This is a genomic window from Vibrio sp. LaRot3, assembly GCF_027587025.1.
Taxonomy (GTDB): domain Bacteria; phylum Pseudomonadota; class Gammaproteobacteria; order Enterobacterales; family Vibrionaceae; genus Vibrio.
Genome location: NZ_JAPPTI010000001.1, coordinates 728,317 through 754,136, shown reverse-complemented (window position 1 = coordinate 754,136; position 25,820 = coordinate 728,317). Strand labels below are relative to the sequence as shown.

Sequence of the window (25,820 nt, the reverse complement as noted above, 5' to 3'; positions counted from 1 at the left end):
AGCAAATGAAAACAACAAAAGTAACCACATTAGCCTTAGCTATCGGCGCCATTATGGGTGGTGTGATTGGTTTTTCTGCCAACCAATGGATTAACCCTCACACAGAAGAGGCATCGGTAAGCTCACAATCAAGCAGCAGCAACGAGCCATTATATTGGGTGGCACCAATGGACCCTAATTACAAACGCGATAAACCGGGTAAATCCCCAATGGGTATGGATTTGATACCGGTTTACGCAGAAGATGAAGCGACTGGCAGCCAAATGGCGGGCACCATTACTATCGACCCTGCGGTTGAGAACAACCTTGGTGTAAAAACCGCTAATGTGGTTATCAAACCACTACAACCAAACATTCAAGCCGTGGGTTACATAGCGTTTGATGAAAGCACATTATGGCAAACCAATGTTCGCACTAGTGGTTGGGTAGAAAAGCTGTATGTTAATTCAGCCGGTGAGCACGTTAAACAAGGCGACACGCTTTTCACCTTCTACTCGCCCGAGTTGGTTAAAGCACAAGAAGAGTTACTCAATGCCAAACGAACCGGCCGCAAAGGGCTTATTTCTGGCGCAAAAGAGCGATTATCAGCATTAGGAGTTGATAAAGCTCAAATCGAACGTATCTATCGCAACGGCAGAGCACTACAAAACATCGAAGTAAAAGCACTTGCAGATGGAGTCATTGCAACGCTAAACGTTCGTGAAGGTGGTTACTTATCACCGGCACAAACCGTTATCAGTGCCGGGCCGCTTGACCATGTTTGGGTCGATGTCGAACTGTTTGAACGCCAAGCGCATTGGATTACTAATGGTAGCAAAGCCAACATGAGCCTAGACGCACTGCCGGGCAAAACATGGCAAGGAACAGTGGATTATCTCTACCCTATTCTAGACCCAGCAACGCGTACATTTAGAGTTCGCCTTAAGTTCGATAACCCACAAGGCGAGCTCAAACCCAATATGTTCGCTAACATCGAGCTAACGCCACAAAGTGATCGAGAAGTCGTCACCATCCCACGCAGCGCAGTCATTCACTCAGGCGGCATGAGCCGTGTCGTTTTAGCGCTTGGAGAAGGTAAATATCGCTCAGCAAGAATCGAAACAGGCCGTGAAGCTGGTGAATTTATTGAAGTGCTAGAAGGCTTAACAACCGACGATAAAGTCGTAACTTCCGCTCAATTCATGCTGGATTCCGAATCAAGTCAAAGCGCAGATCTTTCAAGAATCAATGGTCTAGATGCCCCTGAAGAAAGTGTCTGGGCGAAAGGTCATATCACCGATTTAATGACCGACCATCGCATGATTACCCTTAACCATCAACCAGTTCCTGAGTGGAACTGGCCGGGCATGGTAATGAACTTCAAACTCTCTCCGCAGATAGACACTTCGTCACTGAAGAAAGGCAACGCCATTGAGTTTGCGATGGAGAAAGACCAAGACGGCCAATATCTGATTACCGAAATAAAACCTGCCCAAGCTGCTCCCAACCAAGTATGGGTCAACGGCACTATCACTATGTTAATGGCCGATTTTGGCATGGTGACAGTCAGCCATGAGCCCGTTGATGCATTGCAATGGCAATCAGGGGAACAGAATTTTTCGGTTGCAGAAGGGGTTGATCTTTCGCCATTTAGCGAAGGTCAGAGCGTGCGATTTCTAGTAGAAAAACAATCTGGAGAATGGCAACTCAGCGAGCTTAAGCCACAAGGAGAGCAACAATGATTGGTGCGATTATTCGTTGGTCTATTCAAAACCGCTTCTTTGTTTTAGTTGCCACTGTACTGCTCACTATCGCTGGGCTATACAGCGTGAAAAACACACCAGTAGACGCCATTCCTGATTTATCTGATGTCCAAGTGATCATCAAGACCAGCTACCCGGGTCAAGCGCCTCAAGTGGTCGAGGACCAAGTCACCTACCCGCTGACCACAGCCATGTTGGCGGTGCCGGGAGCAGAAACCGTCCGAGGTTACTCTTTCTTTGGCGATTCTTACGTCTACATCATCTTCAATGATGATACCGACATGTATTGGGCTCGCTCACGTGTGCTCGAATACCTAAGCCAAGTTGCACCAAATCTACCCTCACAAGCCAAGCCAACACTTGGCCCAGATGCAACAGGTGTGGGCTGGGTTTACAGCTACGTCCTACAAGATAAAACTGGTAAACATGACCTTGCTGAGCTGCGAAGCCTACAGGATTGGTTCCTTAAATATGAGTTACAAACCGTCTCTGGCGTTTCTGAAGTCGCCACCGTTGGCGGTATGGTTAAGCAATACCAAGTACAGATTGACCCTGCCAAGTTACGCGCTTACGACCTAACGCTACAGCAAGTCAATAAAGCGATTAATAGTGGTAACCAAGAGACAGGTGCTTCGGTTATTGAAGTGGCCGAAGCGGAACATATGGTGCGCACATCAGGTTACCTTTCTAGCATCGATGACTTGAAAGCACTGCCACTAAAGGTTACCAGTAAAGGCACACCGTTATTGCTAGGTGATGTGGCGGATATCAACCTTGGCCCACAAATGCGCCGAGGCATATCAGAGTTCAACGGTGAAGGTGAAGCTGTTGGCGGTGTCATTGTAATGCGCTTTGGTGAAAACGCTAGCCAAGTCATTACTGATGTGAAAGCCAAACTTGCGGAGCTTCAACGTGGATTACCAGAAGGTGTAGAGATCGTTACCACCTACGACCGCTCAACGTTAATTGATGCCGCGGTGGAAAACCTATGGCAAAAACTGGCTGAAGAGTTCATCGTGGTGGCCGTCGTGTGTGCCTTATTCTTATTCCACATTCGCTCGTCTTTGGTGATTGCCATCAGTCTTCCGATTGGTATTTTAGTCGCCTTTATCGTCATGCATTGGCAAGGCATTAATGCCAACATCATGTCACTCGGTGGCATTGCGATTGCCATAGGGGCCATGGTCGATGGCGCGATTGTAATGATAGAAAACGTTCACAAACATATTGAACGAACACCGCTGACGGACAAGAACCGCTGGCAAGTCATCTCTAAAGCAGCAGAAGAAGTTGGCGCACCACTCTTCTTCTCACTACTGATCATTACATTGAGTTTTGTTCCAGTATTCGCGTTAGAAGGACAAGAAGGCAAAATGTTCTCGCCGCTTGCTTTCACCAAGACGTATGCGATGGCCGCCGCCGCAGGCTTAGCAATTACCCTTGTTCCTGTCCTCATGGGTTATTTCATCCGCGGTAAAGTTCTCCCTGAACATAAAAACCCAATCAACAAGGGCTTGGTATCGCTATATCGCCCTCTACTCAATCTCAGCCTACGCTTTCCAAAATCCATGATTATGGTTGCTTTGGTTTTATTGGCGTCAGCGTATTATCCGACCAAGCAACTAGGCAGTGAGTTTATCCCTCCTCTTGATGAAGGCGATTTGATGTACATGCCAACCACCTATCCGGGTATTTCGATAGGTAAGGCGCGTGAGCATTTGCAGCAAACCAATAAACTCATCAAAACCGTACCGGAAGTAGAAACCGTATGGGGCAAAATTGGCCGCGCTGAATCAGCAACGGATCCAGCGCCGCTAACCATGATTGAAACCACGATTCAACTCAAACCGCGCGAGCAATGGCGTGAAGGCGTTACGACGGAGTCACTGCGTAAAGAGTTCGACAGCCTTGTCCAGTTCCCGGGGCTTACCAACGCGTGGGTGATGCCAATCAAAACTCGTATCGACATGTTGGCGACAGGCATTAAAACGCCAATTGGCATCAAGCTCTCCGGCCCTGATTTGAAAGTGATTGAAGGATTAGGTTCACAGCTAGAGCCCATTCTTAACGGCATTGAAGGTACAACGTCAGTGTACGCGGAACGTGTTGCTGGTGGCCGTTACGTCACCATTGACATAAAACGCCGCCAAGCTGCTCGCTATGGTCTAAACATCGCCGATATTCAGCAAGTCATCTCGACAGCCGTTGGCGGTATGAAAGTTGGAGAAACTGTCGAAGGGCTAGAACGCTACCCTATCAATGTTCGCTACCCACAGCATTATCGTGACTCAGTGGTAAAACTGCGTGATTTACCTTTAGTCACACCCAATGGTGCGCGTATCGCACTGGGCGATGTCGCTGAAATCCGCTACGAAGATGGCCCACCAATGATTAAGACTGAAAACGCACGTCCGAACGGTTGGGTGTTTGTCGATATCGAAGGGCGCGATCTCGGCTCTTACGTGCAAGAAGCGCAACAAGTTGTGGCTGAGCAGCTAATGCTGCCAGCTGGCTACTCACTGACATGGTCTGGTCAATACGAATATATGGAGCGCGCTAAACAGCGCCTTAGTGTAGTCGTTCCGATTACCTTAGCCATCATCATGCTGCTGCTTTACTTCAGCTTTAGACGTATCGGCGAAGTGATGATCATCATGGCGACATTACCACTGGCGATGGTTGGGGGCTTATGGCTAATGCATTTACTCAACTACAACTTCTCTATCGCGGTTGGGGTTGGCTTTATTGCCCTAGCTGGGGTGGCTGTTGAAATTGGCGTCATCATGTTGGTGTATCTCAACCAAGCATGGAATGAAAACAAACAAAATGCAGAACACGCTTCGAAAGCATTAACCGAACAAGACTTAAATCGAGCGATTAGCCAAGGCGCTGGCCTTCGTGTTCGCCCTGTCATGATGACCGTGAGTACAGTCATCATTGGCTTAATCCCAATTATGTATGGCCATGGCACGGGTTCAGAAGTCATGCAACGTATCGCGGCACCGATGATTGGAGGAATGGCATCAGCCCTTCTATTAACACTGTTGGTACTACCCGCAATCTTCAAACTTTGGAAAAAACGAGAACTGTAATGCAACGTCTAAAAGGAAATACTATGAAAACACTACTCATCACGGCACTAGCTCTTGGCGCTCCGTTAGCCATGGCTGAACAAATGGATCACTCTACAATGAATCACTCCGAGATGGATCATTCAAAAATGGACCACAGTGGGATGATGAATATGCCGGGCATGTCAGAAGTGGGTATGCCTGCCAAAGGCGCAAAACCGGACAAGGTAGTACACGTCATTTTGAGTGATGACAACACCATCACATTTAAAAAACCAGTTACCATCGAGCCCAATGACGTGGTGCAATTTGTCGTGATGAACACAGGTTCGCAAATCCACGAGTTCTCAATTGGTTCAACTGATGAACTTAAAAAGCATCGCGTAATGATGAAGCAAATGGCGGGAATGGAGCATGACACCAACAGCTCTATTGTGGTTGAGCCTAAAAAAGCGCGTCAGTTCTTTTGGCATTTCCACGGAAAAAAACACGTTGAAATTGCTTGCAACATCAGCGACCACTACGAAAAAGGCATGGTTAAAAAGCTAACCCTATAAATAACCCATCAAAAAAGCTCGCACATTTGTGCGAGCTTTTTAGTTAGCGATTTTTCATCGATGGATGGTCGTACATATCCGCCAGACTACTTTGCATAAATGGGTGACTAACCTTTAGCATCGTGCTCTGAGCCCCCACAATCCAATACCCGACAAACTTACTCGACAAGCCTGAAAAGTAGCTAGACCCTTTCATTAGATTTCGGCTGTAATCCTTGCTCATACCAATCGCAATAAACAGCACGACAAAGCTACTCACCAGACCAATCTTCAAATATCGTGATTTCACTACATGGAGTTTTTGGTTTTGAGCAATGGCTTTGAGTTCAAATGGGTAACCCGCGACACGCACCAAGGTGACAAAAATAAACACCAAAGAAAACCCTAACGCAATTGGCGGAACATAGGCGGCTTTCAAATAGCGCTCTGCTCGCTCTTCGTTACTGAGCGATTTGCTATATGCAAAGTGCGATACATTACGTTTAACCACCGATTTCATTTTACTTTCAACCAAGCGCTTAAACTGTGTTTCCGTCAGCTTAGTGGTATAAATCGGTGCATAATAGTCACCCATGATTTTCTTTATCATGTTCTGCACCGCAGCCAACTTAAGCACTTTCTGCGTCGTCACTTGCTTACGGAACATAGCATTGTTGAATGGTAGCTTACGCCCACTTGGATCACTTCTGAAAATCACTGTTTGTCCATTAAGCGCTGCTAATCGCTTTTTGCTCTCACTAGTCGATTGCTTTCTTTTCGGGTTACGGTACTCACTCAAAATATCATTAAAGCTAATCATCTGCTCTTGATAGTTCATGATATCGGATAGTGGTACTAGCGGCTCAAACCCTAGGCCTTGCGTGATCAATCCTTCTACTCGATATATAAACTTAGGGTATCGACTCAAGTCCCTTGGTGAGCCCAAGCCATAAGGAAAACCTGTTTTCTGGTGAGCATATGATTCGCCCCATTTAGCTCGGTCACTACGTGACACTTTCTCTATATGCTTTAACGCAATGGTATAGTCCCAATCTTCATCTCCGGGACAATAATTGTCGCTATCACACATCCCTAAAAAAGGTGCAGTATTAAAGTAAGTTAAGCGCTTAGGATCTTGAGTAAAAATCCAGTTTAAGTTGATACCATTTGAACGTTTCAAATACTCTAAGCCAGCAATCCCTCTTGATTTCAGCCTGCCTTTTTTCTTACTCCAACGATAGGTGGCGTAGTTATCACGTAAGTTTTTCTTTCTCACCCTACTTTTTTGGTAACGTTTCTGCGCTGCTTGCTCCACCTGATACTCAAGCGATTGATAACCACCATTATAAAATGTTCGTTCAGCCTCCTTTAGATCTTCGAACACTAACCTTGGCTCTAAAGCATGGTTAAACGAGGGTAATTTATATCGCAGCATGTCGTTATGAACCGCTACATTAAACTCAACTAACTTGAGATAGTCATTCAGAGCTTGATACATCTGCTGCTCATTTTGCTTGAAACGAGCACGAGTTAAATCATCGACCCAATGGAGACTTTTCTGTTTCCGAACGTAAGCTTCCGCTTCCGGCTTAAAACCCATACGCGCGAAAGGCTGAAAAGCTAAGTATGTGAGTGTGTCCATTTCATGGTTATAGTCTCGGCTTTGATTTATCTCTTTTAGCGGAATGTAGCGCTCTGGAAATTGAATCGCAAAGTCACGTTGTTCAATCATTAGGTGCGCTAGATTAGCTTTATCTTTATTGCCCTGTACCACCAGCTCAACAAGAAAGTTCTGGATAATATGTGCCGCAGGAACGGAACAGATTAGTATCAAAGCTAAGCGACTAAACTTTTTACCCAACTCTAACTGAACAGGAATCGCAAGCGATGCGATCATGAGTCCAAGGCCTACTCCACTTAGTGTTCGACCAAAAAACTCAACATCATCGAAAGTTTCTTGACTCAGCACCAACCCGGAAGATACGCCAGCAATATTGGCATTAAAGATAATTTCAAAAAGTAGATATAAAACATCGATAACGATGATGACTTTCAACCATTGCAGCTTTTTTGCTCGACTGTCGGTTGTTAGATGGTCTTGATAACTGCCATTAAGTTCAACTTTCTGATCATGAGCGGTATTGTTATACGCTCGAAACATACCTTGGAATATTTGCAAAACCAGCGTGCAAGTGAAAAGAAATGCCCCTACATACAACACGAACTGTATCAAGAGACTAAAGCTTGACTCCCAGTAACCAAAGGCCCTCGCTAAATAATACGGCGCGACGCCTGTAACCAATAACGCGCCGCTCTGCGTCTGCAAGTTTTCTAAGTGCTTTTTGAGCTTAAACTCTTTGATACGTGTCGTTAAGCGACCTATATAACCGTAAAAGCCAACCATAAAACACGCACTTAAAGCCAGACTGACGACTGAGAGTCCAATCAAACCAATCGCAACCGCATAAGCAATTAGAACCTGTCGCTTCTCACTCAACTGGTTATCCATTGACTTGGAAAAAGTTGGTGATGGTTTAGGCTTATTCACCAAAATATCAGCAGTGTTGCTTTCCAATGCCTCAGATTGTTCAATTCTCTCCAACTTCCGATAGATTTCTCTCGCCATCTCCATCACCTGCTCAAAACAAGCGCAGCTAATTAGCTTGGGTACGCAATAGTCAGGCGTATCTGTGCGTTGTTTTTGCATCAGTTGAAATACGTAATAGACGGGTAAGCAAGTAGGGAGAACGCCAAGCAATTGCTTTTTACTTGGGTAAGTACTGAGTGCATTAAGTCTCGCTTTAAGCGCTTTTAATTGGTCAGCCACGTATTGATCAAACTTCGCCATGCAGCCTTCGCTAATAAGCACTTTTTGCGGCAATTGGTGGCCTGAATGCGGCGTAGTAAGTTGTCTCATTGCCTCAATATCAGGGACAACCAAAAATTGTAGCTTCTCTCCGCCAATGACCTTGATTCTAGGATCAACCGTGGCTTGTACTCGCGTCATTTCCCCCGAAAACTTCCACCGTACCAAACGATCAAATTCCGTTGGAATCTCTTGTTGTTCTGTATAGAAAATCGCATTCTGCCACTGTTTCACTTCATGGCTAGCGAACAATGACTTGGAATGCTTGGCTTTATACTGAGTTATACGCTCCACGCTAGGCGTAATATGCTTAACCGCTACCGATTTCAAATCAATCTTAGCAGCGACGTCATAGGCAAGCGATGGGCCATAAGATTTAATGAAATCATTAGCTTGGGATTTTGATAATTCACCGATATCAAAATCGACTTCCATATGAAGCAAAGCTGGAGCACTACTAGATTCAATATCAATCGACTCAAAGAACGCGCTCTCTATATTCCAATTGTTAGCAATTAACTGATGGTACTGCTGGGTAATATCGCGAGAGAATTCGTCAAAGGAATCTTTGGCAAGTTGGGGCATTAAAAACGTTGTTCCATACTGCAATAATTTAAGATTTGCCCACCTTGCTGGTTTATAATAAGACTCGTTTAAGAAGCTCGGTTTATGGTTAGGACAAAATCGATTTATTGATAAAATTATATCCTAGCAACAATTGATATTTCAAAGAGTTATTAATTGACTGTCTCAATCTATGCGATTACTTAGAGATTGATTAAACTATGCTTATGCTACTTTTGACTTTCTCCACAAGGTAAAGCCGTTGCCCCATTACCTAACCATCGCCAGCGCTAACTTGTTTAACTTTGTTGCGCCGCCCAATGCCTTTTATGACTTTGAAAACATCTATGACCAAGCTCAATGGCAGGCAAAATGTGAGTGGACCAAACGTCAGATAGAGCTTCTCAATGCCGATATTGTCGGAGTCCAAGAAGTGTTCAGTATCGCAGCGGCCGAAACACTGTTCGCTGAATTGGGTTACCCTTATTTTGTCACCGTCGACACACCCCATGTTGAAGACGACTATATCTATTCTAAGCCCGTTGTTATGCTCGCATCGAGATACCCAATAACGCACCATCAAGCAGTCACACCACTGACAAGTAGCCCAGAGTTACCTGCGCCCAATTTTAGCCGTCAACCGATATTCGCGGTTGTTGATGTGCCCGTAATTGGCCATGTCGCGGTTTATGTCTGCCATTTAAAATCGCAACGTGGGACTGAACTTGCAGAGAGTTCAATAACGCATCCATTGCTTGCCTCTTGGCTCTCTAGCCAACAGCGAGGCTGGGAAGCACTCATGCTTAGATTGTTTATGGAACAGCAATATAGCCAATCGCCATTACCTACAGTATTGATGGGTGACTTCAACCAATCGCTTACCAGCGACACCACCAGCTTATTCATCAAGCCTGTCGAGAGTGAGCCTCTGACATTAGTGCTAAAAGACAGCTGGGAGGTTTACCAAACGCTACAACCTACAACCTCTCGCCCCGCAACCCATTACCACTTTGCTAAAGGTAATGTGCTTGACTACATATTGGTTTCGCAAGAGCTGCAAATTGAATCGCCCTACTCTTTGGTTGAGTCGATTGACTACACGACCTTAGATCATCATCTTATCAATCCAAGCTTTGAACAAGATAAGCAGGCCAGCGATCACGCCTTTGTCTCAGCCAAGTTTCAGTTCTCATTATAAAAATGGGCAATAAAAAGGCGCTTCCAATAAGAAGCGCCTTAGCCATTACGTTCAATGAAAATCTAAGATAACTTAAACATCGCCACCTTATCGGTCAGCTCTTGAGCTTGACCTTTTAGCTGACCTGACTCCACCGAACTTTGCTGGGTATCGACCACCAACTGATCGGCAACATCTTTAATTGAAGTGATGTTTTGAGTGATTTCACCAGTAACATGAGTCTGTTCTTCCGCCGCCGTAGCAATTTGCGTTGCCATATCGCTAATGAGCGATACCGCTTGATGTATTTCATCAAGCGCTGCGGTCGCTTGGTCTGCATCAACCACTGAGGTATTTGCGAGGTCTGAACTGCTGCCCATCAAACCCACCGCACGATTGGTGATCTGCTGTAGCGTATCAATCGTTGCTTTAATCTCTTCCGTTGAAGAGTGGGTACGCTGTGACAGTACACGTACTTCATCAGCGACCACAGCAAAACCACGGCCTTGCTCACCCGCACGAGCTGCTTCAATCGCTGCATTCAAAGCAAGTAAGTTAGTTTGTTCAGCAATGCCCTGAATTGTTGAAAGTACTGTAGAAATCTCTTGCGCGTGACGGTCTAGATCGCCAATAACACTGCTTGCTTGTTCAAGCTCATTAGCCAAGCTATTGATTGAGTCTTTGGTTCTCAATACTAAAGATTGACCAGAGTTAGTGCTCTCTGTCGAACCTTGTGCCGCTTCTGCGGTTTGCTCTGCGTGAGAAGCAATTTCACGAGTAGCACTGGCAAGCTCAGTAACCGCCGTAGCAACCATGGTGATTTCTTGTTGCTGAGCATGAATTTCAGACACTGCGTTTTGCGCACGCTGAGTACTGCTATCTGATTGCACATTAATAGATTCAGATTGTTCACGAATGTGGCGAATTAAATTCTGCAAGCTGCCAACGAACGTGTTGAAATTGTGAGCAAGCTTGCCAACTTCATCATCGTTTTCAACTTCGATTCTCTGAGTAAGATCACCACTACCATTGGCAATTTGCTCCAAAGCTTGAGAGACATTGTTTAGCGGTCTAAATAGGATATTACACAACAAATTAAACAACAGCGTACAAATTACCACAACGATGGCTGTTGCTAATATTTGTCCCCAAACCGCATCAAATAACGGTGCGACAAGCGAACTGTAGTTAAGCACGGTCACGGTAGTTAGCGATGTCCCATCAATATCTTGTGCATACAGTACAAAATCTTGACCATTAATATTAATCAACTCGTCTTTACCTGACTGAACTGCACCTTTGATAGTATTAAAGTTCAGACCAAGCTCGCTCACTGGCTTGTTTAAAAGCTTGGTATTTGAGTGAGTAAATACGTTACCTTGCTCATTAGCAATGAACATGTAACCTTCACCCGGTAAAATCACCGTTTGTAAGCTATTTAGAATATCCGTAATTTCTACGTCTGCACCAAGCACCACTTTTTGACCATGCAAATCGAGTGCTTTACCCAGCGAGACCACATTTGCGCCCGTGGCGGCAGCGACGGTAGGGTTATCCATGAAGACTTGACTAGGGTTTGCCATGGCATTGGTGTACCAACCCCATTTACGAGGGTCATCATTACCCGGCGGAAGGATCACACCATTTGCGTTATCTTGGCTGCCATCAGGGTAAGCCAAAAACACGTTATCAAATCCTGCCGATGTTTTTACTTGTTTAAGGTGAACGACGATTGCCTCTTTTGATACCTCTTGAGAAAGCGATGTCAGTGCCCTCTCTTTAGATACCAGCCAATCCGTTACATATTGGTTGTAAGACGCAGTCGTACTTTCTAAGCGCTGTTCAACCTCGATGTCCATTCTTTGTAATGAAGCATTGAACGACAACGCCTCGACCAACAGTCCCCCGACAATAATGGCCGTACTTGCTGATATCGCAAGCTTGTTTTTAAGTGATAGTTTCTTAAGCATCCGAAACCTTATTATGTTTTTAAATATGTATGGAGTTCCAAATGGAACAAGCGAATAAAAGGGGGCAACTATAATTTCTAGCCATAAAATAAATCATGACATAGGTCTAGATCTCAGAAATTCGCGACAAAAAATAACGCCATCTGTAATTTCAGATGGCGTTTATAGGGGATAAATGGGATGACGAGCTACCTATAGAATGTTTATAGATGGCTATTGAAGCTGCCCGACACAGATCGATTATTGGTGATAATCATTGCGCTCTTCAGCTTTATCAGAGTAATACTCAATAAATTCAAACTGCACATTATGCTTATCGACATAGTAAACATTTTTCCGGTGCGGATGTTCAGCGCCCCAATGGTCTAACTCAAAACCCGCTTGAGACAAGCGCGCAATGAGATTATCGACACTTAGCACAGCAATGCCGATATGTTTAACACCGGTAAAGCGGTCGGTCCACTCTCCTTGCGTACCCTCTCCCAATGAGTTCAATGCGATATAGGAACGGTCATCGCCAATATGATTCCACTCAACGGTTTCACCATCAATATTCTGATATTCACCACCTCCTCTAACTTCCCAAGATGGAATCGCGGCTAATAAGAACTGTGTAGTATGTACCATGTCTACTACTGAGATATTTGCATGTTCAACGTAACTTGTCATAAAAGTGCTCCTTGCGTTTCGATTATTCCTTATTGGATATAAACACTCTAAAACCTCAACTTAACCTGAGGTAAAGCACTTTTTTACGATTTCTGAAATACCTTACAAAAGAGGCGCAATTTAAAACGAGTCAGCATCAAAGCGAGCACGACGCGCCTGCGCTTGAGTACAATTTGTCTCGCTCATTAGTTCACTGAGTGTGATGGCCGGTTTGGCTTCAATCAGTAATGCCAATTGTTGTTCTATTGATAGAGATGGTTTTAGGGAACTTAGGTGCAACTGGACTTTATCTTGAATAAAGCGGCTGTCCGACTGCTGAGATAAGTGTGAGCAAAAGTCAGAGAGGAGCGAAGCTTCACCAATCAACTGCCAATGTCGCGAACGGCGCACGCGTTTCAATTGGCACTGATACTGATGAGCTAAGGTTCGAGCAAGCTCAAGTTGCTCACGGCCTATGCGATGAATTAATGAAGGTAATGAGATAGTTTCTTTCATAAAAACAAACACCGAGCGCAATCGCTCGGTGTCTTCTAGAATCAACGGCGTTTGGTTTTACCAAACTAAGGTCTATACATAAAACCTTATAAACAACGCCTTATGAACAGCTCGCCAAAAGCTGACGCTTACGAGGTTCCTGAATCAGTTTCCAGTGAATACCTTCAATAGCACCTGCAAATTTCCAAAGTAGCTTCACATCTACGTCACTGCCGTAAGTTTGCTTAACTTTAGAGAACACAGTTGGCGCGCCCATTTCGATAAATGTATCGACGTCATCAATGCCAGCTTTCTTAACCATACGCTCAAGGGTAAGCTGCATGTTCGGCAAATCACGTAAGCGACGGTTTGCTGACGATCGTTTAAATTTACGTTGAGAAACCGATAGGTCAATCGACTTCTTAACGATAACATCTAACTGTTCGTTTCGGGAGTCAAACAGCTCAGTAATATCGTAATAGTTTACTGTTGCTGTAGTCTGTTTTTTTACATGACGATATTTCTCACACCCTAAAGCGATCAGGTCATCATCCAACTCTTTACCACCGCGGATAAAAATGCGATCCGCGCTAAGTAATGCGAACATGGCGTCATTTTGGAAAAGGCCAGTTCCGCCAAACATTGAACGCTTCTGAAAGCTCCCATATTTGCCAACATACTGAATAAACATTTGGTCTGTCATATCCATTGATCCTTCTAATCTAGAAAAGCCCCGATTATTTATGATCACCAGATAGCAGCGTTTTAAGCGAAAATATTAGGTTGAAAATGTAGTGTATTTTATGAAACTTCAACCCTTAAATTTGATAGCTGAAATGATAGTTAACGAAACAAAATAAGTCTGGTCATACTTCACATCAATAAGACCTAATTTCAGGAAATATGAGACTAGAATCACATCCTAAAATAAACTTGACGCCATGCGTCAAAAAAATCACTATTCGACGCAGTTAAAACAACCGTGCGAATTGTCAGCAACTGGGAATGAACGATTGCTTGTTTGGTCGGAGAAACGGTACACTATGTGCCTATAATTCATCATTATTTATTTATGACTCATTTATCTTTTTATTGGCTGCCAAATAACCAAGATCTCATCATTCAGAGTCTTGAGAGCGAGTTCGCAAATTTCCTAGAGAACTCTATCGAGTCAGGCAAAATCAATTTGCCACCGATTTCCGAAGTTGTACTAAACATTCAAAAACTCTGCACGCAGGATTCCGCTACCGTCGTTGATATCGCTGACTGCCTAGTGGCAGACCCGGGCTTAACCGCTGCGGTTATTCGCGTGGCGAACTCAGTTATCTTTAACCGCCGCAATATTGAATGCACCGAAATCATTACTGCTGTTTCACGCTTAGGCATGTTGCGAGTACGCGATATCGTGACGGCACAGGCGATTGAACAACTTAAAAACTCAGTCAACCTGTCTGAAGAATGTAATGCCATCCTACGTAAGAGCGCGATCACTTCTAAAGAATTATCAGCAACAATGGTGATGGTCACTAAAGAGTTTAAGAACGCAGACCCGCAACGTTATGGCATGCTCGATACTGACAAAGCTCTGTTGACCGGACTACTGGCTGATATCGGCTTGTTTTGCATCGTAAACGAATACTACCTGTACTCTGAAAGAGGTAACTACCTTGATTGGGATCTAGCCTTACGTGTATTCGATAACCTCTGTTCTTCTGCAAGTGAACTAGTGTTGAATAAATGGGGCTTTGATGCTGACTTCGTTGACGTCGCAACCAACCAAAATAATCAGCACCAAGACGCCGATATTTCTTATCTTGATATCGCGCGAATCGCTAACCACATCCTGATGTTCAGACGCCAAGATGAAGCCATCGACGAACATACTATAGAAATAGATGTGACCGGCGCAGATGTTCTGTACAAACTGACTAATTTAGGTGATATTGAGTTCAATACGAAAATTGATGAACTTATCAGCGCCAGCGGCATTTAGTGATCAGGAAGGACCATGTTCTCAGGGATGTTATTTATCTTTACCCCACTTGTTGTGGGGTATTTTATATCGATTTCAAACCAACGCTTACTAGAAAGAATCAACAGTACCACCTCTTACCTTATCTTGGTGATCCTCGCTTTGATGGGCTTAAGCCTTGCGGCGCTTGATAACCTTGGGCAAAACTTACAAACCTTAATCAAATACACTGCCACTTTCTTCTTCTGCTTAGGCGCATGTAATATCGCAGTTCTGCCGCTTATCGATAAATTTTTGCCCATCGAAACTGACACAATCAACAGTAAGCTGCCTCTCTCAAGCATGGCTTTGGAATCTCTCAAGCTGATCTTAGTCGTCGGTGCAGGTCTAGCCGTAGGTCTTTTATTGCCTATCGACCTCTCGTGGGTAGATACAGCCAGCGAATGGATCTTGATCGTGCTGCTGTTTTTTATCGGTATTCAACTTCGCAACAGTGGGCTTACCCTCAAGCAAATCTTAATTAATAAGCAAGGGATGTGCATCGCCGCACTGGTTATCGTCAGCTCTATGCTTGGCGGCGCGATTGCTGCGCTCATCTTAGGTATCGATGTCTTTCGCGGTTTAGCCATGGCTTCGGGATTTGGCTGGTATTCATTAGCCGGCATTTTAATGGGAGATGCTTTTGGCCCTGTCTACGGTGGCGTCTCTTTTATGATTGAGCTGTTACGTGAATTGGTTGCGTTGGTACTGATCCCTATGGTGATTCGCACTAAGCCGTGTACCGCGATTGGCTATGCCGGTGCAACAGCCATGGACTTTACCCTTCCAGTGATTCAATCAACAGGCGGTGTACGCTGCGTACCCGTAGCGATTGTTAGTGGCTTCATTCTTAGTTTGTTAGTACCAGTATTAATGTTGTTCTTTGTCTCTCTTGCAGGTTAGATCTCAGGATTTTCGACAAAATGCGCTTACAATAAAGCAATACTTATAACAATTAGGAAACCTTGATGAAACGGATGATTACGGCATTAGCACTTAGTGCCCTCGCCTCTACCAGCTTTGCCGCTGATAACACTTGTTTAGCGAACAAATATGATGCTTACGTCGACGCCTCTATGCGTTGGTATCAAGATCTGGCGCAACTGACATCAGAGCAATACCCGGAACTTGCTGAAGTCAGCCAATGGTATTTGGAAGGCAGACAGCACCATTTTGCTCTCAATGCTGCGGCAGTGAAGCACTATCTTGAACAAGACCCAAATAAAGTTGCCACAGAGCGCTCGGTAGAGGGCTGGCTGCAACTCGAGCAAAAAGACATCAAAGCGCTTGCGAAACGTGATGATGAACTGGGTAAGATTGCCGAGCAAACCTTCGCTGACCGTCAATCGAAGCCTCATCCAAAAAACTACGAGCTTCGTTCCGCGTTAGCCGATTTGCTTAGCCATCCAAGTAAAATCGACAAGGCACTGCAACGCTACAATCAATCTGTCAGTGCAATTGCGCAAACCGAGTGTCCTTAAACGACCTATATCGACATATATATTGACCAACTTAAAACCGTTAGCATGCCTAACGGTTTTCTATTTATAACCTTCCATCTTACAACTCATTCCTTTTAGTGAACAAAATCAAACCGATTTGCTCCTATTTACTGAATAAGAAATCTAAGATTATTCAATTAAGGCGGGACATTAGTCCCATTTTCGTTTAGATTGTTCGGCTGCAACAAGAATGATAAGAGCAGTGTATTTGCATGGTATCGGAACAAAGAACGGCTGACGTGAGCTTCGAGAGTTTACTCCGAATCTTCACCGTCCCAGAAGGCCCAGACTCAACACTCACTCAAATTGAAGAAAAACTATCGCGTAACTTGAACAAGTTTTTGCGAGAGCACATAGTGGCAGAAGAGAAACCACTGCGTGAGATTGAAAAAGACTTTTCTAACGCCGCGATACCTGAGCAACCTGAGTTTGTCTCAGACCATACCCAGCACCTGCTTGATAATCTTGTATCCCACTCGGTACATACCTCTGCACCAAGCTTTATTGGCCACATGACCTCTGCCCTGCCGTATTTCCTAATGCCGCTGTCAAAGATCATGATCGCCCTAAACCAAAACTTGGTGAAGATTGAAACATCAAAAGCATTTACCCCATTGGAACGTCAAGTTTTGGGTATGCTGCATCGTCTCATCTATGCGCAGCAAGATGGCTTTTACGATAAATGGATGCACAGTGCTAATCATTCGCTCGGCGCTTTTTGCTCCGGTGGCACTATCGCGAACATCACAGCTCTTTGGGTAGCACGCAACAATGCGTTACGCGCTCGAAACGGTTTTAAAGGTGTAGAGAAAGAAGGCTTGTTCCAAGCCATGAAACACTATGGCTACGATGGCCTAGCCATTTTAGTCTCTGAGCGTGGTCACTACTCTCTTAAGAAGGCCGCCGATGTATTAGGCATTGGTCAGCAAAGCCTCGTAGCAGTAAAAACCAACAGTGATAATCGTATCTGCCCTGATGATCTACTCGCGCAAATACAATCACTAAAAGCGAAGAACATTAAGCCTTTCGCTGTGGTTGGCGTCGCGGGTACAACAGAAACCGGCACCATCGATCCACTACGTGAAATTGCTAAAATATGCCAGCAAGAAGAGTGTCACTTCCACGTTGACGCAGCTTGGGGCGGCGCAACCTTGATGTCTAACAACTACCGTCATCTACTCGATGGTATTGAGCTGGCAGATTCGGTAACCATCGATGCTCATAAGCAGCTATACATTCCGATGGGTGCGGGCATGGTGTTGTTCAAAGACCCTAGCGCAATGAAATCTATCGAGCATCACGCACAATATATTTTGCGTAAAGGCTCGAAAGATCTTGGTAGTCATACGTTAGAAGGCTCTCGATCAGGCATGGCGATGCTGGTTTACGCCGCGATGCACATTATTAGCCGCCCAGGTTATGAGCTGCTTATTGATCAAAGTATCGAAAAAGCACGTTACTTTGCGGAATTGATTGAACAACAAGCTGACTTTGAGTTAGTGTCTCACCCCGAGCTTTGCCTGCTAACCTACCGCTATTTACCTGCGCATATTAAACACGCGCTTGAGGTTGCCAATGCGGATCAGCGTGCAGAACTGAACGGTCTATTAAATGAATGGACCAAGTTCATCCAAAAACGCCAACGTGAGAACGGTCGCTCTTTTGTATCACGTACAAGATTAACGCCAGCGCATTGGGACCGCTTGCATACGATTGTTTTCCGTGTGGTATTAGCTAACCCGCTAACTACTTGCGAAATATTGCAAAACGTTCTGCAAGAGCAACGAGAGATCGCGAAACAAGCACCTAAGCTGACGCAAAAGATCGAGGCTCTAGCACAGCAAATCTGCGCAAAGTGAAACTTTCTTTCTGATTTGTTGTAACTTCATATCATTACAAGCCTCAATTTCGCTACTTTTGGGCGAATTCAAACTAAATTGTGTAGTTTTCCGAAAATTTTGTTTGAGGCTTGTCATATTCTCATCAATTGATTCGTATAAAAATTACTGGAACAGCGCGGGATAGGTTTATACTGGCTCAATGGCGCTGGTGAATAGAATCCAATCGAAGTGAACATTTATTAACTCGATTTGACGTGTAAGTTGTTGTCCAGCGAGTTGTTCTCTATACCCCTGTGAACACTATGAATACATTAGAAAAAATCCAAAAAAATCTAGAGAATTTTAGTAAGTCTGAACGCAAAGTTGCCGAAGTTATTATGGCATCCCCTCAGACTGCAATTCATTCTAGCATTGCAACATTGGCAAAAATGGCCGATGTGAGTGAGCCTACTGTTAACCGTTTTTGTCGCCGCTTGGACACAAAAGGCTTCCCTGACTTTAAACTGCACTTAGCGCAAAGTCTGGCAAACGGCACGCCTTACGTAAACCGTAACGTTGAAGAAGACGACGGCCCAGACGCGTACACCCATAAGATTTTTGAATCAACGATGGCGTGTTTAGATGTGGCTAAAAACAGCCTTGACCCTATGCAGGTCAACCGCGCAGTGGATCTTCTCACTCAAGCGAAGCGTATTTCGTTCTTCGGTTTGGGCGCATCTTCAGCGGTTGCTAAAGACGCACAGAACAAGTTTATTCGTTTTAATATCCCTATTACTTGTTTTGAAGACATCGTAATGCAACGCATGAGCTGCATTAACTGTTCTGATAACGACGTAATCGTGCTTATTTCGCACACAGGTCGTACTAAGAGCCAAGTTGAGATCGCGAACCTTGCTCGTGAAAACGGCGCTACGGTTATTGCTGTAACAGCAAAAGATTCCCCGCTTGATAAAGCCGCTTCTCTATCTATTTCTTTAGATGTTCCTGAAGACACTGACGTTTACATGCCAATGGCAAGCCGCGTTGTGCAAATGACAGTCATTGATGTGTTAGCGACTGGCTTTACCCTTCGTCGCGGTGCAGGTTTTCGTGAAAACCTTAAACGAGTGAAAGACGCGCTGAAAGACTCTCGCTACGACAAGCTTTCGCACTTCTAAACGCGCTACTTTAAACGCACGAATAAACAAACGGAGCCCATCGGCTCCGTTTTTGCTTTACTCGAACTGTCCCAAATTGAGGTTATTTCATATCCGCTATCGGTGGTGATAGCCCTCGCCGTCCTGATTCATCTACCACTTCGGCCAACGAGTTACGTTCAATATCAGCACTTTCACTACATTCGCCTCCACATTGGCATACCTGTTGAAGAATGTAAGTTAATCGTTCTTGCGTCAGTGGAAGTGGATTGCCTTTAATCGCGACAGATTTAAGCGCATCGTTAGCCACATCATCAAACGATGTGCTGCACACTCCAAAGCTATTTAACTTAGGTAAACCCAGCTTATCTAGCATCATATTTACCCAGAGTATGCTGTCAGTACGGCAGGCATTGGTTCGCCCAGTGAGTATTTGCGCCACTTTCTGATAACGCGCCAACACGTCAGCCCGCCCTGCATCTTGAGCCGCACGGATATTCTCTTGCATTACGTAAGGCGCAAGACGTGCGGTGATGACACTATGAGGCGCGGCAAGCTTTCCGCCTAATGCAGAGGCTAAACCATGGGCTGCCCCTAATTTAGCATTAGTGATTGCCATACCACCCAGCATGGCAGCAAAAGACAAATCAGAGCGAGCTTTGAAGTCATCTTGCAAACAGCCCGCTAAAATAGCACTGCTAAGACGCCTTAACCCCTCTTCACAAACCATATCGGTTAGCGGATTTGGATCGCCGCACACATAGGCTTCCATTAAATGGGTAAAGGCATCCATCGCCCCGCGACCGGAGGTATAGCTGTCAGTACCATAAGTGAGTGTTGGGTCAACGATTGCAACATCGGCCAACATATCCGGGCTACGCAAACTCACTTTGACTTGATCTTGCCCAGAGCGAAGCACAGCATTTCGCGTCACTTCAGAGCCGGTGCTCGCCGTTGTGGGAATAGCAATAAAAGGGATCGGCTTGGTTTTTAAAGGAACGTTGCGCCCGACCACTTCAACATAATCGTAAACATCGCCTTGGTTAGGGATGATCGCCGCTAGCGCTTTCCCCATATCGATAACACTACCGCCGCCTATAGCTACCACCATATCTGGCTTAAACTTACGCCCTGATAAAGCGGTCTCTTCAACCATAGTGATGTTTGGCTCGCCAGAAATGGCCACATGCTGATAGCGCATGTTTTGCTGTTTTAGATAATTGATTAATGGAGAGGCGCGAGAGGTGTTTTGTCCAGTGACAAGCAGTACGCTGTAACCAAATTGGTTGAGAACGGAGAGAGACGATTGCAACGCACCTTCACCAAAGATGATTCGTGTGGAGGTCATAAATTGAAACACAATTACACTCCTTAGGCTTAAATTGGGCTAAATCTAGATTGCCTTGTGGCAAACAAAAAAAAATTGACCTACAGCGCTTTGTCGAAAATAACCCTATTTATTTTGATGCTTTCGCGACTTGTCCCACGGCTTTAATAGCAACATATCCTTATTCTCGCCTGCTTTTTCAGCAATAGATTCTACCTATCAAATCAAGAGGCAAATGCCACTTTATTTTCCCTCTCGATTAATGCATAGTTGCAGCTATCAAAATAAAGGAGAAAGAGTATATGTTCGTAGTTATTTTCGGTCGCCCAGCATGTCCATTTTGTGTTCGCGCAAAAGAGCACGCAGAAACGCTTAAAGCAAAACGTGACGACTTCAACTACCGCTACGTAGACATCCACGCTGAAGGCATCTCAAAAGCGGATCTAGAAAAGACAGTGGGTAAGCCAGTAGAAACTGTACCGCAAATCTTCATCGATCAAGAGCACATTGGTGGCTGTACTGAATTTGAAGAATACGCAAAAGAGAATCTTGGTCTTTTCGACTAATCTCACACTGCGAAACAAATTATTAAAAACCGCTGCTTTTGCAGCGGTTTTTTCATATCTAACAGAAACTTAGATCAAAACAAGAGATTCGTTCACTGCTACTAAAAATAATAGTACTTTCTACTTATCTTTTTTATTTTTTCAGCTACAATTTGCACAACCTATACTTGAGCTCAAAAAATGGCCTTAAGTATTTTTTTCTGGCACAGACACAAGAATTGCCCCTGTGAACATTGACGTCGTACACTTGCTCGAACAAAACCCTATCCTCCTCATCTTTGTCGTATTGGCCATTGGCCTTGCTATCGGCAAAATCCGCTTCGGAAACCTTCAACTTGGTAACTCGATTGGCGTATTGATCACCTCGCTGATCATGGGTCACTTAGGTTTTACCTTTAACGCAGATGCCTTAACCATCGGCTTTATGCTGTTTATCTATTGTGTCGGTATCGAAGCCGGGCCAAACTTTTTTGGTATCTTCTTCCGTGATGGTAAGCACTACTTCATCCTCAGTATGGTGGTGTTGTCTACGGCGCTATTTATTACCCATTTCTGTAGCCGCTACCTCGGGTTAGACCTTGGTTTATCAGCCGGTATGATGGCTGGTGCTCTCACCTCGACTCCTGTTCTAGTAGGTGCGCAAGATGCTCTCAATACAGGTTTGGCGACATTACCGAGAAACATGGACTTTGGGCTTGTGCTAGAGAACATCTCGGTGGGTTACGCAATGGCCTATTTGATTGGTTTAATCAGCATGATCATGTTCGCCAAGTTATTGCCAAAGCTGCAAAAAGAAAACCTATCTGACTCGGCTCAGCAGATTGCTCAAGAGCGCGGTTTAGGTAGCTCGGGGCAGCGCAAAGTTTATCTGCCTATCATTCGTGCTTACCGCGTTGGCCAAGAACTGATCGATTGGACAGATGGCAAAAACTTACGTGAGCTAGGTATCTACCGCCAAACGGGTTGTTATATTGAACGTATCCGCCGTGGTGGCATTTTGGCTCATCCTGATGGTGATGCGATTTTGCAAGAAGGCGATGAGATTGCTTTGGTCGGCTTCCCAGATAGCCATGCTCGTCTTGACCCGAGCTTCCGCAATGGCAAAGAAGTATTCGATCGAAACCTACTTGATTTACGCATCGCAGAAGAAGAAATCGTCGTTAAAAGTGACGCTATTGCAGGTAAACGCCTTTCTGATTTGAACCTCTCAGAATACGGCTGTTTCTTAAACCGCGTAGTTCGTGCGCAGATCGAGATGCCAATGGACCTCGATATCGTATTGGCAAAAGGTGATGTACTGCAGGTTAGTGGTGAAAAGAGTCGCGTACATGGCCTAGCAGAAAAAATCGGTTTCATCTCGATTCATAGCCAAATGGCTGATCTATTAGCCTTCTGTAGCTTCTTTATTCTTGGTCTGCTGTTTGGTTTGATTACCATGACATTTGGCCAAGTCTCGTTTGGTCTGGGTAATGCGGTTGGCTTATTGCTAGCAGGCATTTCGTTGGGCTTCTTACGAGCAAACCACCCTACTTTTGGTTACGTACCTCAGGGTGCGCTGAACATGGTCAAAGACTTAGGCTTGATGTTCTTCATGGTTGGGATTGGCTTAAGTGCGGGCGGTAAGATGTTTGAACATTTATCGCAAATTGGCCCACAAGTTATCGGTCTCGCTTTCTTAGTCAGCGTGGTGCCTGTCGTTGCCGCTTATCTAGTTGGCGCCTACGTGCTTAAGATGAACCGTGCGTTGCTATTTGGTGCCATCATCGGTGCTCGCACTTGTGCACCAGCAATGGACATCGTAAACGACTATGCGAAATCGACTATCCCTGCTCTGGGTTATGCCGGTACTTATGCCATTGCTAACATATTAATGACCTTGGCAGGCACAGTGCTGATCATATTGAGTTAGCCCTCCGATAAGAATAGAAAATCCCCGCTCTGGTTAACCAGTCGCGGGGATTTTTTTAGGTCTATAGATTTAAAATGTTTGAGCCTAGTCGTTATGCTTGGGCAAACTCTTTACGTAGCTTCTTCGCGGCTGACACCATATTGGCAAGCGAGGCTTCTGTCTCTGCCCAGTTGCGCGTTTTCAAGCCACAATCAGGGTTTACCCAAAGACGCTGCGCCGGAATTTGCTCAGCGGCTTTGTTAATTAAGCCTTCAATCCATTCTTCCGTAGGAATATTGGGTGAATGAATATCGTAGACGCCCGGGCCAATCTCATTTGGATAGTTGAACTCTTCAAAGGCTTTGAGTAACTCCATGTTAGAGCGCGATGTTTCAATGGTAATCACATCAGCGTCAAGCGCAGCAACCGAATCGATGATTTCATTAAACTCCGAATAACACATATGAGTATGGATTTGAGTTTCTGGTTTAGCACTTGCAGCTGAAATCTTAAATGCATCCACTGCCCATTCTAAATATTCTTTATGGTCACGCTTTTTCAGTGGTAAGCCTTCACGAATTGCAGGCTCATCAATTTGAATAATGTTGATACCCGCATCTTGTAGGTCAGACACTTCATCACGCAGCGCCAGTGCAAGTTGGTTAGCAATCTCTTTGCGTGAGATATCTTCCCGTGGGAATGTCCAACATAAGATAGTCACAGGGCCTGTTAGCATGCCTTTCATCTGTTTGCTCGTTAGCGACTGAGCATACGTCGACCACCCAACAGTCATTGGTTTTTCTCGCTCAATATCCGCTACCACTATGGCTGGTTTTACGCAGCGAGAGCCATAGCTTTGCACCCAGCCAAACTTAGTGGTCTGAAAGCCTGCTAAATTTTCAGCAAAGTATTCCACCATATCATTACGTTCTGCTTCACCGTGTACTAATACATCCAGATCCAGAGCCTCTTGGCGTTTAACTGCGTCTTCGATATGGCCTTTTAATGCAATTTCGTATTCAGATTCCGATAACTTACCAGTACGGAAGGCACTACGCTGAACTCGGATCTCACTGGTTTGCGGGAACGAGCCAATCGTCGTCGTTGGGAACAGAGGCAAACCAAGCACTTCCGCTTGATGGGCTGCGCGTTCATTGTAAGGTGCACTTCGCTCCGCTAACGCTTTGGTGATGCCATTAAGACGCTGCTGAACTTGCGGCTTGTTTACATGAGTCGCGGTCTTACGTGCTTGAATTGGCGCACTGTAGGTATCACAAGCGAGTATCGCGTTTTGATCGCCATCTAATGCAGCACCTAGCAATGACACTTCCGTCACTTTTTGCTTCGCAAAAGCAAACCAGCTTTGCACTTCATCCGTTAAATTTGGCTCTAGCTCCAAATCCACAGGGCTGTGAAGCAACGAACAAGATGAACCGACCCAAAGCTTATCACCTAACTTGTCTTTCAGCGGTTGAAGTGTTTGCAACTGAGCAGAAAGATCAGCGCGCCATACATTGCGACCATTCACAACACCCGCCGAGAGTATCCAGTCTTGCGGAAGTTTTTCTGCCACCTGTGCCAATTGGTTCGGCGCAGCAGACAAATCCACGTGAAGGCCATCCACTTCCAGTTCAATAATGCGGTCGAGGGAGTCTACAACCGAGTCAAAATAAGTCGTCAGTAGAACTTTAATATCACTGCGGATCACTTGGTATGCCAATTTGAACGAATCTAACCATGGCTTCTCGAGCTCAAGCGATAAAATCGGTTCATCGATTTGTACCCATTCGATGCCTTGTTTAGCTAGCTTCGCTAAGATTGCTTGGTAAGCGGTGAGCAAACGTGGCAACAGCGTCAGGCGGTCAAAGCCCTCTTCCACTTCCTTTCCTAAATATAAGTAGCTTAGAGGGCCAAGTAATACTGGTTTGACGGTATGCCCCGCTTTCACTGCTTCGTTTACTTCTTCAAACAATTGCGGCCAGCTTACTTCGAAACTCGTCTCTTTTTTAAATTCTGGCACAATGTAGTGATAGTTAGTGTTAAACCACTTTGTCATGTCAGACGCTGCGCTGCCCGCACAGCCGCAATTTGCTTGCGATTGACCACGACCCACTCGGAACAGGGTATCAAGGTCTGGAAAGCCTTGATCATGACGCTTAGGCACGTTTCCCAGCAAAAGAGTCGTGGTAAGAACATGGTCATACCAAGCAAAATCACCTGCACTTACAAAACTCAAATTAGCGTCGGCTTGGGTTTTCCAGTTTTTCGCTCGTAGGTCCGCACCCACTTGTTTGAGTTCTTTCTGTTCAATCTCACCGCGCCAATACTTTTCTAGCGCAAATTTGAGTTCGCGTTTTTCACCAATTCGTGGGTAACCTAAGATGTGCGTTGTCGTAGCCATAATCCAAATCCTTCATTCAATATTTTATTTCGTATGTTTGGTTCAGCGCCCTTGCGTTGCTCGGTGGAGCTTTCTTAGA

18 protein-coding genes are annotated in these 25,820 nt (G+C 45.0%); 11 read left to right on the top strand and 7 right to left on the bottom strand.

Annotated features, from left to right (window positions below; genetic code table 11):
* The first annotated feature begins 5 nt into the window (after positions 1–5).
* The 3 genes from OH461_RS03510 to copI are packed head-to-tail and all read left to right on the top strand — an operon-like array spanning position 6 to position 5,370.
* On the top strand, positions 6–1,721 hold the full coding sequence (locus OH461_RS03510) for an efflux RND transporter periplasmic adaptor subunit (protein WP_270019239.1): 1,716 nt from the start codon (positions 6–8) through the stop codon (positions 1,719–1,721).
* A complete protein-coding gene (locus tag OH461_RS03505) occupies positions 1,718–4,834 on the top strand; it encodes an efflux RND transporter permease subunit (RefSeq protein ID WP_270019238.1) in 3,117 nt (1,038 codons plus the stop codon). The genes OH461_RS03510 and OH461_RS03505 overlap by 4 nt, the downstream gene beginning before the upstream one ends.
* Positions 4,835–4,857: 23 nt before the next feature.
* On the top strand, positions 4,858–5,370 hold the full coding sequence (gene copI, locus OH461_RS03500) for a copper-resistant cuproprotein CopI (protein ID WP_270019237.1): 513 nt from the start codon (positions 4,858–4,860) through the stop codon (positions 5,368–5,370).
* A gap of 43 nt (positions 5,371–5,413) precedes the next feature.
* Here copI and OH461_RS03495 read toward each other — a convergent pair whose 3' ends face one another.
* On the bottom strand, positions 5,414–8,800 hold the full coding sequence (locus tag OH461_RS03495) for a hypothetical protein (RefSeq protein ID WP_270019236.1): 3,387 nt from the start codon (positions 8,798–8,800) through the stop codon (positions 5,414–5,416).
* A gap of 241 nt (positions 8,801–9,041) precedes the next feature.
* Here OH461_RS03495 and OH461_RS03490 point away from each other — a divergent pair, with 241 nt between their 5' ends.
* The gene (locus tag OH461_RS03490; RefSeq protein ID WP_270019235.1) at positions 9,042–9,977 is read left to right on the top strand and encodes an endonuclease/exonuclease/phosphatase family protein; all 936 of its coding nucleotides are present in this window, start codon (positions 9,042–9,044) and stop codon (positions 9,975–9,977) included.
* 62 nt (positions 9,978–10,039) lie between these two features.
* Here the strand turns inward: OH461_RS03490 and OH461_RS03485 are convergent, their stop codons facing one another.
* The 4 genes from OH461_RS03485 to OH461_RS03470 all read right to left on the bottom strand — a co-directional run bounded on the left by OH461_RS03485 (position 10,040) and on the right by OH461_RS03470 (position 13,778).
* Positions 10,040–11,926, bottom strand: coding sequence for a methyl-accepting chemotaxis protein (locus tag OH461_RS03485; RefSeq protein WP_270019234.1), 1,887 nt, complete (start codon positions 11,924–11,926; stop codon positions 10,040–10,042).
* Between the two features lie 240 nt (positions 11,927–12,166).
* Positions 12,167–12,595, bottom strand: coding sequence for a VOC family protein (locus tag OH461_RS03480; RefSeq protein WP_270019233.1), 429 nt, complete (start codon positions 12,593–12,595; stop codon positions 12,167–12,169).
* A 120-nt stretch (positions 12,596–12,715) separates the two neighbouring features.
* On the bottom strand, positions 12,716–13,090 hold the full coding sequence (locus tag OH461_RS03475; protein WP_270019232.1) for a ribosome recycling factor family protein: 375 nt from the start codon (positions 13,088–13,090) through the stop codon (positions 12,716–12,718).
* A gap of 100 nt (positions 13,091–13,190) precedes the next feature.
* The gene (locus OH461_RS03470; RefSeq protein WP_270019231.1) at positions 13,191–13,778 is read right to left on the bottom strand and encodes a TfoX/Sxy family DNA transformation protein; all 588 of its coding nucleotides are present in this window, start codon (positions 13,776–13,778) and stop codon (positions 13,191–13,193) included.
* 363 nt (positions 13,779–14,141) lie between these two features.
* Between OH461_RS03470 and OH461_RS03465 the strand changes: the two genes are divergently transcribed.
* The 5 genes from OH461_RS03465 to OH461_RS03445 all read left to right on the top strand — a co-directional run bounded on the left by OH461_RS03465 (position 14,142) and on the right by OH461_RS03445 (position 19,580).
* Positions 14,142–15,062 carry an HDOD domain-containing protein gene (locus tag OH461_RS03465; protein ID WP_270019230.1) on the top strand — a complete coding sequence of 307 codons (921 nt, stop codon included), beginning with the start codon at positions 14,142–14,144 and terminating at the stop codon, positions 15,060–15,062.
* 15 nt (positions 15,063–15,077) lie between these two features.
* The gene (locus OH461_RS03460; RefSeq protein WP_270019229.1) at positions 15,078–15,983 is read left to right on the top strand and encodes a lysine exporter LysO family protein; all 906 of its coding nucleotides are present in this window, start codon (positions 15,078–15,080) and stop codon (positions 15,981–15,983) included.
* Between the two features lie 65 nt (positions 15,984–16,048).
* Positions 16,049–16,561 (top strand): hypothetical protein, encoded by a 513-nt coding sequence (locus OH461_RS03455; protein WP_270019228.1) that lies wholly within the window; start codon positions 16,049–16,051, stop codon positions 16,559–16,561.
* Between the two features lie 233 nt (positions 16,562–16,794).
* Entirely contained in the window at positions 16,795–18,441 is a 1,647-nt protein-coding gene (gene panP / locus OH461_RS03450) for a pyridoxal-dependent aspartate 1-decarboxylase PanP (RefSeq protein ID WP_270019227.1), read from the top strand.
* A 284-nt stretch (positions 18,442–18,725) separates the two neighbouring features.
* On the top strand, positions 18,726–19,580 hold the full coding sequence (locus OH461_RS03445) for a MurR/RpiR family transcriptional regulator (protein ID WP_260258577.1): 855 nt from the start codon (positions 18,726–18,728) through the stop codon (positions 19,578–19,580).
* Between the two features lie 82 nt (positions 19,581–19,662).
* Here OH461_RS03445 and OH461_RS03440 read toward each other — a convergent pair whose 3' ends face one another.
* Positions 19,663–20,919: an iron-containing alcohol dehydrogenase gene (locus OH461_RS03440; protein WP_270019226.1), complete on the bottom strand. Its 1,257-nt coding sequence runs from the start codon at positions 20,917–20,919 to the stop codon at positions 19,663–19,665.
* Positions 20,920–21,188: 269 nt separating this feature from the next.
* On the opposite strand from OH461_RS03440, the gene OH461_RS03435 reads away from it, so the two are divergent.
* Complete coding sequence (locus OH461_RS03435) at positions 21,189–21,452, top strand: GrxA family glutaredoxin (protein ID WP_260258579.1); 264 nt, start codon at positions 21,189–21,191, stop codon at positions 21,450–21,452.
* A 226-nt stretch (positions 21,453–21,678) separates the two neighbouring features.
* Positions 21,679–23,361, top strand: coding sequence for an aspartate:alanine antiporter (locus OH461_RS03430; RefSeq protein ID WP_270019225.1), 1,683 nt, complete (start codon positions 21,679–21,681; stop codon positions 23,359–23,361).
* A gap of 91 nt (positions 23,362–23,452) precedes the next feature.
* Here the strand turns inward: OH461_RS03430 and metE are convergent, their stop codons facing one another.
* Entirely contained in the window at positions 23,453–25,741 is a 2,289-nt protein-coding gene (metE, locus tag OH461_RS03425; RefSeq protein WP_270019224.1) for a 5-methyltetrahydropteroyltriglutamate--homocysteine S-methyltransferase, read from the bottom strand.
* Positions 25,742–25,820: the final 79 nt, after the last annotated feature.